The sequence below is a fragment of the Acinetobacter minutum genome (genome assembly GCF_035916735.1).
GTDB lineage: Bacteria > Pseudomonadota > Gammaproteobacteria > Pseudomonadales > Moraxellaceae > Acinetobacter.
Genome location: NZ_JAQIHG010000019.1, coordinates 1 through 15,456 on the forward strand (window position 1 = coordinate 1; position 15,456 = coordinate 15,456).

At 46.8% G+C, this 15,456-nt stretch carries 13 protein-coding genes and 5 tRNA genes; 11 read left to right on the forward strand and 7 right to left on the reverse strand.

What is annotated here, in order from left to right:
* Positions 1–305: 4Fe-4S dicluster domain-containing protein (locus PAE54_RS08690; RefSeq protein ID WP_326519139.1), on the forward strand; the 305-nt coding region annotated here is incomplete at its 5' end.
* A 245-nt stretch (positions 306–550) separates the two neighbouring features.
* On the opposite strand, the gene PAE54_RS08695 is transcribed toward PAE54_RS08690, so the two are convergent.
* The 3 genes from PAE54_RS08695 to PAE54_RS08705 form a co-directional block, all read right to left on the reverse strand.
* Positions 551–640: transfer RNA gene (locus PAE54_RS08695), tRNA-Ser, on the reverse strand.
* 87 nt (positions 641–727) lie between these two features.
* Complete coding sequence (locus PAE54_RS08700; protein WP_273778791.1) at positions 728–2,749, reverse strand: NADPH-dependent 2,4-dienoyl-CoA reductase; 2,022 nt, start codon at positions 2,747–2,749, stop codon at positions 728–730.
* 169 nt (positions 2,750–2,918) lie between these two features.
* A complete protein-coding gene (locus PAE54_RS08705) occupies positions 2,919–3,353 on the reverse strand; it encodes a hypothetical protein (protein ID WP_326519140.1) in 435 nt (144 codons plus the stop codon).
* Between the two features lie 201 nt (positions 3,354–3,554).
* Here PAE54_RS08705 and argG point away from each other — a divergent pair, with 201 nt between their 5' ends.
* From argG to PAE54_RS08755, 10 genes are all read left to right on the forward strand, one after another.
* Positions 3,555–4,913, forward strand: a complete 1,359-nt coding sequence (argG, locus tag PAE54_RS08710) for an argininosuccinate synthase (RefSeq protein ID WP_273778790.1) — start codon at positions 3,555–3,557, stop codon at positions 4,911–4,913.
* Positions 4,914–5,141: 228 nt separating this feature from the next.
* On the forward strand, positions 5,142–6,176 hold the full coding sequence (gene pyrC, locus PAE54_RS08715; protein WP_326519141.1) for a dihydroorotase: 1,035 nt from the start codon (positions 5,142–5,144) through the stop codon (positions 6,174–6,176).
* The gene (rnt, locus tag PAE54_RS08720; protein WP_273778787.1) at positions 6,161–6,820 is read left to right on the forward strand and encodes a ribonuclease T; all 660 of its coding nucleotides are present in this window, start codon (positions 6,161–6,163) and stop codon (positions 6,818–6,820) included. Before pyrC ends, rnt begins: the two co-directional genes overlap by 16 nt.
* Positions 6,821–6,840: 20 nt before the next feature.
* A tRNA-Glu gene (locus PAE54_RS08725) sits at positions 6,841–6,916 on the forward strand.
* Between the two features lie 147 nt (positions 6,917–7,063).
* Complete coding sequence (locus PAE54_RS08730) at positions 7,064–7,216, forward strand: hypothetical protein (protein ID WP_326519142.1); 153 nt, start codon at positions 7,064–7,066, stop codon at positions 7,214–7,216.
* A 142-nt stretch (positions 7,217–7,358) separates the two neighbouring features.
* Positions 7,359–7,434 (forward strand) — tRNA-Glu (locus PAE54_RS08735).
* A gap of 107 nt (positions 7,435–7,541) precedes the next feature.
* Positions 7,542–8,960 (forward strand): amino acid permease, encoded by a 1,419-nt coding sequence (locus PAE54_RS08740; protein WP_326519143.1) that lies wholly within the window; start codon positions 7,542–7,544, stop codon positions 8,958–8,960.
* A 130-nt stretch (positions 8,961–9,090) separates the two neighbouring features.
* Complete coding sequence (locus PAE54_RS08745) at positions 9,091–10,005, forward strand: hypothetical protein (RefSeq protein WP_326519144.1); 915 nt, start codon at positions 9,091–9,093, stop codon at positions 10,003–10,005.
* Between the two features lie 194 nt (positions 10,006–10,199).
* Positions 10,200–10,275, forward strand: a tRNA-Glu gene (locus tag PAE54_RS08750).
* Between the two features lie 23 nt (positions 10,276–10,298).
* Positions 10,299–10,374, forward strand: a tRNA-Glu gene (locus PAE54_RS08755).
* A 94-nt stretch (positions 10,375–10,468) separates the two neighbouring features.
* Here PAE54_RS08755 and PAE54_RS08760 read toward each other — a convergent pair.
* The 4 genes from PAE54_RS08760 to PAE54_RS08775 all read right to left on the reverse strand — a co-directional run bounded on the left by PAE54_RS08760 (position 10,469) and on the right by PAE54_RS08775 (position 15,456).
* Positions 10,469–11,719 (reverse strand): NADH:flavin oxidoreductase/NADH oxidase family protein, encoded by a 1,251-nt coding sequence (locus PAE54_RS08760; protein ID WP_326519145.1) that lies wholly within the window; start codon positions 11,717–11,719, stop codon positions 10,469–10,471.
* A 62-nt stretch (positions 11,720–11,781) separates the two neighbouring features.
* Positions 11,782–13,398 carry an ABC transporter ATP-binding protein gene (locus tag PAE54_RS08765; protein WP_326519146.1) on the reverse strand — a complete coding sequence of 539 codons (1,617 nt, stop codon included), beginning with the start codon at positions 13,396–13,398 and terminating at the stop codon, positions 11,782–11,784.
* On the reverse strand, positions 13,373–14,386 hold the full coding sequence (locus PAE54_RS08770) for an ABC transporter permease (protein WP_326519147.1): 1,014 nt from the start codon (positions 14,384–14,386) through the stop codon (positions 13,373–13,375). The genes PAE54_RS08765 and PAE54_RS08770 overlap by 26 nt, the downstream gene beginning before the upstream one ends.
* Positions 14,386–15,456, reverse strand: a complete 1,071-nt coding sequence (locus tag PAE54_RS08775; protein WP_326519148.1) for a microcin C ABC transporter permease YejB — start codon at positions 15,454–15,456, stop codon at positions 14,386–14,388. Before PAE54_RS08775 ends, PAE54_RS08770 begins: the two co-directional genes overlap by 1 nt.

Below are 15,456 nucleotides of genomic sequence, written 5' to 3' on the forward strand. Positions count from 1 at the left end.
CTTTTGACCGTCTGTCTTCGGTGTTTGTCTCAAACACGGTGCATGAAGAAAACCAGCCATCGCATCTCAAACTGACCGATGCCTCAATTCCGGTGAATGTGAACCTGCCAAAATGGGATGAACCGGCACAGCGTTACTGCCCTGCAGGCGTGTATGAGATTGTGCAGGAAGAAAGTGGTCCACGTTTCCAGATCAACTCGGCGAACTGCGTGCACTGCAAGACCTGTGACATCAAGGATCCTTCACAGAACATCACCTGGGTAACGCCGGAAGGTGGTGGTGGTCCAAACTATCCGAATATGTAATGCTGCATGATGAACCCAAAGAAGATCCCATTTCCCTTTTTTGGGTTCAGATTTAGCAGGCATAGAGATCGTTTGGATCTGTTACCCCAACACTTCGAGCGGAAACGTTTCGATGGTTATTTTTAAGGTAATCCTAGCCTCTTCGGGGGCTAGGATTAAAAAATTGATCGTAAAAATTTTCTTTAAAGATTTATAAGCATAAAAAAATAAAGCCCTGACAATGATCAGGGCTTTATTTTTGAATTTGGCGGAAGCGGTGAGATTCGAACTCACGGAGGGCGTGAACCCTCGTCGGTTTTCAAGACCGGTGCATTAAACCGCTCTGCCACGCTTCCATAGGCCTAAGAATACAAAGCTTCGGTCGCTCATTCAAGAAAAATCTTAATCCAAATGATTCAAATGCATATTGTTTCATCAACTTGCTAAATTTTGGCTGCCCATTCAGCACCTTCACGGATCGCACGTTTGGCATCAAGTTCTGCAGCCAGTTTAGCCCCACCAATGATCTGATAACGCGCTAAAGTTGACTCACCAGCTGTTGGCATCAGCGCATTGACAGATTCTTGCCCTGCACAAACCACAATGCTATCAACACGCAATAACTGTTCATGTCCCTGATATTCAATCCACAATCCTTCTTGGGTTACAGCTTTATATTGTACGCCACTCAACATCCGCACCGCGTGCTTTTTCAGTTGTGCACGATGCACCCAACCGGAGGTTTTCCCCAATCCTGCACCAAAGGCAGTCGTTTTACGCTGCAATAAAAAAATTTCTCGTAATGGGGCTTCAATATGAGGTTGAACCAGTCCACCTGCACTTGTGTAATGTGGATGGGCGTCTACCCCCCATTCCTGTTGCCATTCAGACAGGGGTTGTGGTGTTGTCGGTTTCAATAAAAACTCAGCCACATCAAAACCAATGCCGCCTGCACCGATGACTGCAACACGTTTTCCAACGCTTGCGCCTTGGAGCACCTCGGCATAAGACAATACATGAGGCAGATCTGAGCCTGGAATTTTAAGGCCACGTGGCACGACCCCAGTCGCAATCAGTACTTCATCAAAACCTTCTCGCTCCAACTGTTCACGGTTGATTCGGGTATTCAGCCGTAAATCAACACCAGTCTTGGTTAGCTGCACCTGAAAATAGCGCAAGGTTTCATAAAATTCTTCTTTACCCGGAATCACCTTAGCCAAATTAAATTGACCACCGACCTCAGCTTTAGCTTCGAACAAGGTCACATTATGACCGCGCTGGGCAGCAATCGTTGCCGCAGATAATCCGGCCACCCCAGCACCTACCACCGCCACTTTTTTGGGATGACGGGTTTTCGGATAATGCAATTCCGTTTCATAGCCTGCCTGTGGATTCACCAGACAGGTCACGCGTTGATGTTTGAAGGTATGATCCAGACAGGCCTGATTACAGGCAATACAGGTATTAATTTCATCGACGCGGTTACTTGCCGTTTTATTTACCCAGAAAGGATCCGCTAAAAATGGCCGCGCCATCTGGATCAGGTCAGCCTTACCTTCCGCAAGGATCTTTTCCGCCACTTCTGGCATATTGATACGATTGGCAGCAATCACTGGAATGCTCACATGCTGTTTTACCTCGGCTGTATAGTCAACAAATGCAGCACGCGGCACAGAGGTTACAATGGTAGGCACACGCGCTTCATGCCAGCCAATACCGCTGTTCAGCAAAGTGATGCCGGCTTTTTCCAGTGCCTTTGCAACAATAATCACCTCTGCCATGGTATTGCCCTGTGGTACCAAATCCAGCAATGACAAGCGAAAAGAGAGAATAAATTGCTCACCGACTGCAGCACGCACAGCTTTGACCACTTCGACAGCGAATCGCATCCGATTTTCAATCGGTCCACCCCAACGATCTTTGCGTTGATTGACCTGCTGGCTCAGAAACTGATTCAGTAGATAGCCTTCCGATCCCATGATTTCAACACCATCATAACCGGCTTTTTTTGCCAAACGGGCACTCTGAGCATAATCTTCAATCGTTTTTAGAATCTGTTTTTCGGTCATTTCCCGCGGTTTGAAAGGAGAAATGGGAGATTTAACCGGACTCGCAGAAACCACAAAAGGCTGATAACCATAGCGTCCAGCATGAAGAATTTGCAATAAAATCTTGCTGCCATGCTTATGTACAGCATGGGTCAGCAAACGGTGATGGGGTAAATCGGCCAGACTGCTCATGGTGCCCCCCGCAGGCAACAACCAGCCCTGACGGTTAGGAGAAATACCGCCCGTAATAATCAGTCCAACACCACCTTTGGCCCGTTCCGCAAAAAATGCCGCGAGTTTAGGATAATTATAGAAACGATCCTCCAGACCAGTGTGCATGGACCCCATCACAACACGATTTTTTAAAGTAGTGAAGCCCAACGACAATGGACTCAGCACATGGCTAAACTGGGTCATGCGTTCTCCTTGTTATAAATTCTAGTTTTTTATCCGTTCTACGTTACTTTAATGATTTTTTTCAGCGAAGGGATGACCAGGTAGCCACAAATATTGGGCAATCCGGTCAATGGCAAGTGAAGTTATGATCAATACAGACTTATACGAGTCACAAGGATTAACGCGCTGCTCAAGATTGCCACTGATTCGGTAAAGTTTTCCATAACACAATCAGGCCAAGCACGGTGCCAATCGGAAAACTGGGTAACATCAACACGGCCAAAATCCGAGATAACCATAATCCCTTGTTCTGCCCCTGCTTCACATCTCGGTAGGCCTTCAAATTGAGAATCAAGATGAGCAGTAAAACCAGCACCAAACTCAATAAGGTCGGCAGGTCCGTCATGGATTTCTGATATTCGAGATAAACAAATAAAACCAAAGCAAAAGCCATCAAACCCGCATATAGGGCATGCACCATGGCAACGGTCTGGTTTAGTGATGCAACGGGAAAGCCCGAGAAAGGTGTTTTATGCAACATCAACAGATCCCCCAAATAACGTCCACTATAACGCAAATTCGGCTCAGGAACAGTCCTGCCATTTACCCTGCCTACACACAGCATTTCATGTATTGCTGTTTTAAATTTAAGGTGTAGCACACTTCAGGTTTGGCACACACCAAAACTACCATTCGTGCCATTACTGCATCACGGAGAATTTTTTAGGACTTGATCGGTTTATCGAAAACAAGCGGCGGGAAAAGTGCTACAATATCCCCATTTTACGATTTTCCAAGGCAGCCAATTCGTGGTGCCTATTTTATAATGTTAGGACAAGCAATGACTGATAATGCAACCATCTTGCAGAATGTACCAGTAGGTCAAAAAGTCGGGATCGCTTTCTCAGGTGGTCTAGATACTTCTGCAGCTTTATTGTGGATGAAACAAAAAGGCGCAATGCCTTATGCCTACACAGCCAATCTTGGTCAGCCAGATGAAGATGACTACGATGCGATTCCAAAGAAAGCTGAAGCTTACGGTGCAATCAAAGCACGTCTTGTAGACTGCCGTCTGCAGTTGGCACTTGAAGGTATTGCTGCGATTCAGTGTGGTGCATTCCATATCAGCACGGGTGGTGTTCCTTACTTCAACACCACACCACTTGGCCGTGCAGTAACCGGTACCATGCTGGTAACTGCAATGAAAGAAGATGAAGTCAACATCTGGGGTGATGGTTCGACCTATAAAGGTAACGACATTGAGCGTTTCTACCGTTATGGCCTGTTGACCAATCCGAATCTTAAAATCTACAAACCATGGCTAGACCAAACATTCATTGATGAATTGGGTGGCCGTGCCGAAATGTCACAGTTCCTGATCGACAATGGCTTTGACTATAAAATGTCAAAAGAAAAAGCTTACTCGACTGACTCCAACATGCTCGGTGCAACTCACGAAGCCAAAGATCTCGAATATCTGGATGCAGGCATCAAAATTGTTGAGCCAATCATGGGTGTCGCGTTCTGGAAAGACGACGTTGAAATCAAGGCTGAAGAAGTCAGCGTGACGTTTGAAGAAGGTATGCCAGTTGCGTTGAATGGTCAGCGTTTTGAAAACCCGGTTGAACTCATCCTTGAAGCCAACCGCATTGGTGGTCGCCATGGTTTAGGCATGTCGGATCAAATCGAAAACCGTATCATCGAAGCGAAATCTCGCGGGATCTATGAAGCACCGGGGATGGCGCTCCTGCATATCGCCTATGAGCGTTTGGTAACAGGTATTCATAACGAAGACACCATCGAACAATACCGCATTAACGGTTTACGTTTAGGTCGCTTGTTGTACCAAGGCCGCTGGTTTGATTCTCAAGCCTTGATGCTACGTGAAACTGCACAACGTTGGGTGGCAAAAGCCATTACCGGTACAGTAACGCTTGAGTTGCGTCGTGGTAATGACTACACCATCATGAACACTGAATCTCCAAACCTCACTTATGAAGCTGAGCGTTTGACTATGGAGAAAGGTGACTCGATGTTTACGCCGATGGATCGTATCGGTCAATTGACCATGCGCAACCTCGACATCACCGATACCCGTGCAAAATTGGGCATCTATACCAACTCTGGCCTGCTTTCTATTGGTGCAGGCTCTGCAGTTCCACAATTGAAAGACAAAAATAAATAAGTTTTAGTTTCAAGAAAAACCGCCTCCTGCAGGCGGTTTTTTCATGCTTCATTTTTACAGTGTTAGTCCGCCTCTTAGCCCTCTCATTGCAGCTTTTCTCTTCATCTATCCACGCTCAGACATACAGTGCTTGTTGATCTGCCGAATTTTTCCGCAGGATCAGAAATCCCGTTACCATTTTCACAGTTTATCGATTATCATTTGTTTTATTTTTAAGTCTGAATTGCCTTGAATACCCTAACGATTCTCCAGCCAGACGACTGGCATGCTCATTTGCGTGATGGCCTTGCGCTTAAAAGAACGGTTCCTGACTTGGCACGCCAGTTTTCCCGTGCGATCTGTATGCCGAATCTGGTTCCACCAGTGAAAACGGTTGAAGAAGCCGTGGCATACCGTGAACGCATTATGGCGCATGTTCCTGAAGGCATGAATTTTGATCCACGCATGGTGTTGTATTTCACCGATCAAACTTCACCCGATGAAGTACGTAAAATCAAAGCGTCTGAACATGTTAATGCCATAAAATTGTATCCAGCAGGTGCCACCACTAACTCGGACAATGGTGTCAGCGACATTCGCAAAGTCTATGCGGTAATTGAACAGCTGGAAGAACATCAGGTTCCTTTACTGTTACATGGTGAAGTCACGCATTCCCATGTCGATATTTTCGATCGTGAAAAACGCTTCCTCGATGAAGTATTGTCACCATTGTTAAAGCAATTCCCAAAACTAAAACTGGTGCTTGAACACATCACCACTTCGGATGCAGCACAGTTTGTACTGGAACAGGATCGCAACGTAGCTGCAACCATTACCCCACAGCACCTGTTATTCAACCGCAACGACATGTTGGTCGGTGGGATCAAGCCACATTTTTACTGCTTGCCAATTTTGAAACGTCAAACGCATCAGCAAACGTTGCTGGAAGTTGCGACCAGTGGCAATCCAAAATTCTTCTTAGGCACAGACAGTGCACCGCACTCGAAAAATGCTAAAGAAAATGCCTGTGGTTGTGCCGGTTGTTATAGCGCACCAACAGCGATAGAACTGTATGCTCAAGCCTTTGATCAGGTCAACAAACTGGATCGCCTTGAAGGTTTTGCCAGCCATTTTGGTGCGGATTTCTATGGTCTGCCACGCAATACCAACACAATTACGCTAGTCAAAGAAGCTCAGGTCATTCCTGAAAGTTTCGACTATCTTGATGGTGAAAAAATCATTCCGTTGTATGCCGGACAAACCATCCAATGGAGGAAAGTGTGACCACTGATGCCCCCCCAGTCATCGGTCAACGTTTTCGTGGATTTTTACCTGTCGTTGTCGATGTAGAAACGGCAGGTTTTAATTCCAAAACCGATGCCTTACTCGAAATTGCCTGTATTCCGATTATCTATGACGAGCATGGCCAATTTATACCGGGTGAAGCGGTACATGCACACATTAATCCATTTGAAGGGGCCAATCTGGATCGCCGCTCACTGGACTTTATTGGCATCGATCCGTTTAATCCGATGCGTGTTGCCATGGCAGAAGATGAAAAAAGTGCCTTAAAACGTCTCTTTAAAGTGATCAATGAGACACGCCGCCAACAGCAATGTACGCATGCGATTTTGGTCGGTCATAATGCCCATTTTGATCTCGGCTTTCTGCAGGCTGCGATTGCCCGTACCGGAACCAAAAACCAGAATCCATTTCATAGTTTTTCGGTCTTTGATACCGTAACTTTGAGTGCGATGATGTTTGGTCAGACGGTACTGGCCAAGTCCTGCATCCAGGCCGGCCTCGAGTTTGATGGCAAAGAAGCCCATTCTGCCTTGTATGACACGCAAAAGACGGCCGAACTGTTTTGCTATATTTTAAACAAACTCGGACCCCACTTGCTTGACAATACGGTGGCGGATCAATAAGATACCGCCATCTTCTAAACGTCCCTATCGTCTAGAGGCCTAGGACATCGCCCTTTCACGGCGGTAACCGGGGTTCGAATCCCCGTAGGGACGCCAATTTCTCCTCTTTAGTTTCATTACAATCGATTTCTTTTAAGATTTTACTTCTCTATCGACAGAATGTATTACTACCTATCGCTCACGCGCGATAAAGCTCAAATTTCCGTTTATAATGTCCAAATATTGTTTATTTTTAATGAGCTTATGAACAAAATCCTGAAAAAGATTCTCTTGGTTGCCCTAATTATTTCACCCTCCATCCTGTATTTATACATCGTCAACCAAAATAAAGCTGAACCATCCGCCAAGTCGGTGACCGCTGAGCCAAGTTCCAGTGCCCAAACGCCAGATCACTAATTTAACTCCTATGTGTGTTGATCATATGGTGCTTTCCGCTTTTCAACCATTTTTTGAACAAACACATCGTTTCAGCTTAAATCAACACAATTATTATTTGACAGCCCCCGGTTAAATTCCTAATATAGCACCACCTTGCGACGTCCCTATCGTCTAGAGGCCTAGGACATCGCCCTTTCACGGCGGTAACCGGGGTTCGAATCCCCGTAGGGACGCCATCTATATCTGCTTTACTTCATTTTACCCTCCCATAAAAATCAAATTGAACAATCCTGCTTTTTATCTAAAATAGCGTCCTTCTTCTATTCTGATTTTTTCTTATTGCATGCTGCCTTCACATTCTCCGAATGATGTCTTGCATCAGGATCCTTCTGCTGCCTTAAAACGTGCGATGAGTACCCGACATCTGGTCATGCTGTCTTTGGGCGGTGCCATCGGAACAGGACTCTTTCTGGGTTCAGGTGAGGTGATTGCTCAAACAGGACCAATAGGTGCAATTCTTGCCTACTTTCTCGGTGGCCTGATCGCCTATATGGTGATGTTGTGTCTAGGTGAACTGGCCGTACACATGCCCTCCTCGGGTTCTTTCGGGGTCTATGCCCAACATTTTATTGGCCCAGCTACTGGTTATATGATCACCTGGCTATATTGGCTGACATGGACAGCAACGCTCGGCACCGAATTTACTGCGGCTGCCTTACTGATGCAGGAATGGTTTCCAACGATTCCTGTATGGATCTGGACGCTAATGTTTGCCGCACTGGTCTTGATTCTCAACATCAGCTCAACTCGGGTCTTTGCCGAATCTGAATTCTGGCTGGCACTGGTCAAAGTAATTACTGTGACGAGCTTTATCGCATTAGGCCTTCTGGCGATGTTTGGACTGCTATCTTTTCAGGGACAAGAAACTGCCCCGTTGTTCAGTAACCTGACCACGCATGGCTGGTTTCCACAAGGCATTTTTCCAATTTTTGCCACCATGTTGATCGTGAACTTTGCCTTTTCTGGTACTGAGCTGATCGGTGTCGCAGCAGGTGAAAGCAAAGATCCAGCGAAGCAGGTTCCAAAAGCCATTAACACGGCCATCTGGCGTTTGCTGATTTTCTTTGTCGGCACCATTGTCGTCATCAGTGCCCTACTCCCGTATGAGCAAGCCGGTCTGCATACAGCTGGCGTGAGTAGCAGTCCTTTTGTTACGGTTTTTAGCTATCTGGGTATTCCTTATGCAGAAGACCTGATGCGTTTCGTGATTATTACGGCTCTGTTATCGGCGGCCAATTCCGGTCTGTTTGCGGCTTCCCGCATGATGTGGTCATTGTCGGTTCGTAAACAATTACCCGCCATTTTTTCTAGACTCAGCCAGTCGGGCACGCCGTATATCGCAATTCTTGTGACCCTATTGGGTGCCATTCCAGGCCTGCTCTCAGAACTATTTGCTCCAGAAACTATTTTTAAGAACTTGCTGGGTATCGCCGCCTTTACCATGGTGGTGGTCTGGATGAGTATCTGTCTCAGCCAGTTTAATTTCCGTCGCGAATGGTATCGTCAAGGCCATCAACGGCAGGAATTAAAGTTTGCTGTGCCATGGTTTCCTCTAATTCCGATTCTAGGCTTGGTGTTCTGCCTAATTACCTGTCTCAGTATGGCTGCAGATCCGGAAATGTTGGTCGGATTTATCGGCTGCCTCATTTTTATGGCGGCATGCTACCTGAGTTATTTTCTCTTATACCATTCGCGTGCCTAGGATGCCGTGATTTTTATTCAGTTCTGGAAGTGTAGCAAAAGGCTACACTTTTTTATGCATGCGGTTCTAGCTGGACAGGCTGTTCAAGCGTAAAGTAAAAAGAAGCTTGATGTCAGACAGGCCAAGCAGCATGAAAATAGTGTTTATTCATGGGATCAACCAGCAGAATCTGGATGCGATTGCCTTAAAACAGTACTGGCTTGAAGTTTTACAACTGGGTTTTCAGAACCTGAACTGTACTCACATGCTAAGTGAATGTAGCCTAGATTTTCCGTTTTATGGTGATGTACTCGAGCATTATGGCTTGCGTAATACGCTCAGCATTGGCAGTTTCACCTTTAATCAGACACCTAGCAAGCCACTGCATTCGTTGATCAAACCGCATCTGCTTGATCTCACCACCACCAATCAGACTCCGTTCCTGCCCCGATTTTTAAGCAATCCGAATTTGTCTTTTTCCAGCAAAATTTATCTGCTTTCACAGATGGCCAAAGACTATGTCTTGAAAGATTTCATTATGATGCTGAATTATTTCCCCAAACTGCATGAAGACTTAATGCATGAGTTTATTGTGGAAGCCTATCTTTACCTCAGTAATCACCAGTTTATTGATGAGGTGAATTGCCGGATTCGGCAATGCCTAAAAAATGATGAGGACTATCTGATCGTTGCCCATTCTCTGGGTACAGTGGTCGCATATAATGTGATTCGGCAGCTCCCAGCTCACTTTCGGCTGAAAGCACTCATCACTCTTGGTTCACCACTGGCTTTTCATGTTATTCAGTCTAAGATCCCCCAACCGATTGTTTATCCCGACTGCCTGCAAGGTCATTGGTATAATTTTTATTCCCCCGATGATTTTGTCAGCTGTTTCGCCTTGGATGCTCCTCCATTCCAATTTGAGCCAGCAATTATTAACCATTCCATTCGTACATTTCTGGTCGATCCCCATGACATTAGTGGTTACTTACAACATCCCGCCGTTATCCAATGCATTGTTGAAACCCTGTCTAATCCTGAACAAAAACCCATGCTCTTAACTTGAAGCATAGGAATGAGCAAACTCAGCACATCACGCCTTTATCTTGAACTCATCTCAAGTATTTCTGCTTCAAAGCGAATAACACCACACAGCAAGATGCTGTCTTTTTAGGCGATCAAAAGAATATTATAATTTCATGGCAGAAAAGTGTTTGACAGACCTCAGAATTCACCCTAATATACGCCCACCTCTGAAACGTCCCTATCGTCTAGAGGCCTAGGACATCGCCCTTTCACGGCGGTAACCGGGGTTCGAATCCCCGTAGGGACGCCAATTTTCAGATCTGCCTCAAATAAGTCCCTATCGTCTAGAGGCCTAGGACATCGCCCTTTCACGGCGGTAACCGGGGTTCGAATCCCCGTAGGGACGCCATATTCGAAGATGTTATCTTCATAAAAAAGCCTGATCATTATAAATCAGGCTTTTTTATTGCTCGCTTTCAAATCGCGATCATTCATATTACCCCTCACTGGCCAGATTGCACACGCGAGTTTAAGCGTCCATATAGAATCGCTTTCGCATTACGCCGGGCGTATTTGAGAAACACCCAGATCGGCGATAAATTCGGATTGGGGGCTTTACCCTGCGCAATGGCTTTAAATTGTGCGGCATACCAGATAATTTCCAGAATGGCTTTTTTATCGAGTGCAGCCCAGCCACTTTTCACTGGCCGTATGGCATATTTCACATCCTGCCCAGCGATCAACTGTTCAGTCAGATCAGTTTGCAGTGCAAAAGGTCGTGCTATACCAATCAAATCACATGCTGAACTTTGCAAAGCCGCATTCATGCCCTGTACGCTACGAAAGCCCCCAGTGACCATTAATGGACACTGGACATAATGGCGGATTTTCTCGGCAAAGGCTAAGAAATAAGCCTCGCGTGCAATCGTACTGGCTTTTAATGGTTGATCCGTCTTACCTGTCATTGCAGGTGCTTCGTAGTTACCACCCGAGATTTCGATGAGATCCACACCCGCTTGATCGAGCATCTTAAATACGCTGATCACCTCGTCCTCAGTCAGACCACCACGCTGGAAATCCGCCGAATTCAGTTTCACTGCAACGATAAAATCTGCTGATGTGGCCTCACGTACGGCCTGATAGATCCGCAACAGGAAACGGCAACGGTTCTCAATCGAACCACCCCACTGATCCTGACGCTGATTGGTCAAGGGAGATAGAAATTCACTGATCAGATAGCCATGCGCACCATGTAATTGCACACCTTCGAATCCAGCCTGCTCACAAATCTGCGCCGCACGTGCAAAACGCTGGATGATGTCTTCAATTTCAGACTCGGCCAGTTCACGGGGCGTGGCAAACATCGAGGCCAAATTCGCACTAAATGGTACCGCTGAAGGGGCAACCGTTTCACGGTTTAAGCCTTTGGGACATTGTCGACCCGGATGCGACAACTGAATCAGTTGCACCATCGCGTATTGCTTGCCGATCTCAGCCCACTGCCGCAACACATCTAGATCCCGTTCATTTTCAATGACCACAACACCAGGTTCATTTTTGGCACGACCATCCACCATAACATTGCCACTAATGGCGCATCCCAAACCACCTTTCGCCCAAGCTTCATACAGCCGTAAATGTTGCTGGTTGGGCTGGCCTAGATGATTGGCCAAAGCTTCGCTCATCGCCGCTTTAACAATTCGATTTTTCAGCGTAATGCCGCGAAGGATCAGCGGTTCAGCCAGTCGATTCATCTTGTTCTCCTCTGTCCTGTCCGGCGAGATCAGCCATTGGTTATTATTCTAACTATTCCGATTCAGCCACGCTCAATTCCATTCGATGCATATTGGCTTGCGGCAATCAACTGTCGAGTATATTCCGATTGTGGCTGGGCAAACAGTTGAGCTGTCGGTTGCAGTTCCACAACCTGAGCATGGCGCAGGACCAGCACTTTCTGGCAGAGTGCACGTACGACCTGCAAATCATGACTGATAAACAGGTAACTGAGCTGCTGTTCCTGCTGCAAACGACGCAGCAGTTTTACAATCGCACGTTGTGTGGTGCGGTCCAGTGCCGAAGTAGGCTCATCCATAATGATAAGCTGCGGTTGTAGCACTAAAGCACGTGCCAAAGCCACCCGCTGCCGTTGGCCACCTGATAGCTCATGTGGGTAGCGCTGTTTAAACTCTACAGGCAGCTCAACCTTAGTCAGGGCTTCATCAATCCGCTCTACGATCTGCTCCTGCGATAATGACTGCAGAGCCAAGCCTTCCGCAATAATCTGCTGTACGGTCATGCGTGGATTCAAGCTGCTAAACGGATCCTGAAACACAATCTGAAACTGACTACGTAAGGGGCGCAACTGTCTTTCTGAAAATTGGTTCAAATCCTGACCTAGCAGCTCAATTCGACCATCACTCTCGATCAGCCGTGCAATCGCTAAAGCCAGAGAAGTTTTACCGGAACCACTCTCACCGACGATTCCGATCGACTCCCCCTGTAACAGGGTCAACTCCAAGGGCTCAACCGCGACATAATAATCTTTGATCCGGTTGAGCAGGCCTTGTCTGATGGGGAATTTCACGCCAACAGCGCTAAGCTGCAATAGTGTTTGCTGAGGCTGCAACTGTAATGCTTCGCCAAAATCATGGTTAAGCAAATGCCGAGTATAAGCCGCCTTGGGTTGGCTAAAAATATCCTGCACGGCCCCCTGTTCCTCTACGCGGCCCTGATTCATTACAACCACCTGATCCGCATAACGCTGTACCAGATTCAAATCATGGCTGATCAGGATCAGTGCCATACAACGGCTTTGTTGCAAAGATTGCAGCAAGTTCAGGATTTGTGCTTGTAAGGTGACATCCAGTGCAGTAGTCGGCTCATCTGCAATCAGAATCTCGGGATCCAAAGCCAATGCCATTGCGATCATCACACGCTGGCGCTGCCCTCCAGACAACTCGTGCGGATAACGTCGCAGTTTACTTTCTGGCTCAGGAATGCCCACATCATTTAATAGATCAATAACCCGCTCACGCACGCGAGCTTTCGGCCAACCTTTCAGCAACAGCGTTTCACCAATAATTTTTTCCACCCGATGCAGTGGATTAAGCGCAGTCATCGGCTCCTGAAAAATCATTGCAATTTTATGGCCGCGAATCTGACGTTTCTGAGCTTCAGGAAGCGCGAGCAGATCCTGCTCTTGCAGGTAAGCCTGTCCGGAAACAGATAGACTACTCGGTAACAATCCCAACAGTGCCAGACTACTGATCGACTTTCCTGAACCACTTTCCCCAACAATCGCCAGTGTTTTACCGGGATACAGATCAAAGCTCAGGTCTTGGACCAAAGATTGCTGCTGGGCATTTTGAACCTGTAAATGCCGTACGCTCAGACAGGGCTCAATCGGCTTATTGGCGTCTTGGATCGAATGCATCGCGTGTCGCCTCCCCAATATAAATTAACAGTGACAACACCAGGGCCAAGGTAAAAAAGCCAGACAGTGCCAACCAAGGAGCATTCAGGTTGTTTTTACCTTGTAAAAGCAGTTCCCCCAAGGAAGCAGCATCGGGTGGTAAACCATAACCCAGAAAGTCTAAAGCGGTTAAAGCAGTAATATTCGCCGTGAGCATAAAAGGCAATTGGGACAGCGATGAACTCATCGCATTTGGCAAAATATGCCGGAACATGATGGTACGATCACTCACCCCGAGTGCGCGCGCAGCACGGACATAATCAAAATTACGCGCGCGTAAAAACTCTGCACGCACCAATCCGACCAGTGCCGGCCAGCCAAACAGCAACATGATCAAAAACAGCCAGTACACATTCGGGGTAAACATGCTGACCAGAATCATCACCATAAACAGCATCGGTAGGCCACCCCAGACTTCCAATACCCGCTGTCCAAACAAATCCACCCAACCGCCGTAATAGCCCTGCAATGCACCGACCAAAATGCCGAGAATGGCCGAAATAAACGTCAGGGCAAAACCGAACAGCAGAGAAACCCGCAGGCCATAAAGAATCCGTGCCAGGACATCACGACCCTGATCATCGGTGCCGAGCCAGTTTTGAACTGTCGGGGGAGAAGGCACTGGAACAGCCAAGTCCAGATTCGGTGTCTGATAGGAATATTCAATCAGTGGCCAGATCGCCCACCCTTTGTCCTCAATTAATTGTTGCACCACCGGATCTTTATAATCGGCTTCAGTTTCAAATACACCGCCAAAGGTGGTTTCAGGATAACGCTTCAGGATAGGAAGATAAAATTGCTGGTCATAACGAACCAATAGCGGTTTGTCATTCGCGATCAACTCTGCCGCAATAGACAACACAAAGACCACGATAAAAACGATCAGACAACCAAAGCCGAGTCTATTTTGTCTAAATCGCTGTAATCGGGCGTGCATGAGAGGAGACATTATTTCACTCCTCGTGCATCAAAGTTAATCCGTGGGTCAATAATCTGGTACAACACATCACTGACCAGCCGCAAGAGTAGTCCCAACAAGGTAAAAATAAACAGGGTGCCAAAAATTACCGGATAATCACGTTGCACCACGGCTTCAAAACCGAGCAACCCCAAGCCATCCAGATTAAAAATAATTTCGATAAACAGGTTGCCGACAAAGAAAATGCCAATCAATGCCTCAGGCAAGCCCGCAATTACAATCAGCATGGCATTGCGGAACACGTGTCCATACAACACCCGGTTTTCACTCAAGCCTTTGGCACGCGCCGCCAGAACGTATTGCTTGTTCAGCTCTTCCATAAAAGAATATTTCGTGAGATAGGTCAGGCCGGCAAAACTGCCCAACACCATGGTCAATAATGGCAGGGTCATGTGCCAGAAATAATCCTGAATCTTATCTAGCCAGCTGAGTTCATAGAAATTTTCTGAAACCAGCCCCTGTAACGGGAACCATTGAAAGTAGCTTCCCCCGGCAAAAAAAACAATCAACAATACACCAAACACAAAAGCCGGAACTGCATAACCCACGGCCAGCAACAAGGAAGTCGCTTTATCAAAGATCATGCTATGCTGCTTGGCTTTTTTGATGCCCAGCGGGATCGACACCAGATAGATCAGCAAGGTGCTCCATAATCCCAGGGAAATGGTGACCGGCATTTTTTCATAAAGAAGCTGAGTCACCGGTTTGTCTTTAAAAAAACTGCTACCAAAATCTAGCGTTAGATACCCCTTCAGCATAATCCAGAAACGTTCTGGCGCTGACTTGTCAAAGCCATACTGGGCCTTAATTTTCTCCACCATTTCTTCACTGAGACCACGTGCCCCCTGATAATGACTATTCGGCGTATTTGTCGTTTCCGCCCCAGCAGCGCCTTTCATCCCCTGAAAGCTTTCTGCCTGCTGAATGGCTTGCTCGACAGGGCCTCCGGGTGCCAGCTGAATCACCACAAAGTTAATCAGCAAGATGAAAAACAGCGTAGGAATAATCAACAGCAGTCTTTTTAATATATATGTACCCAT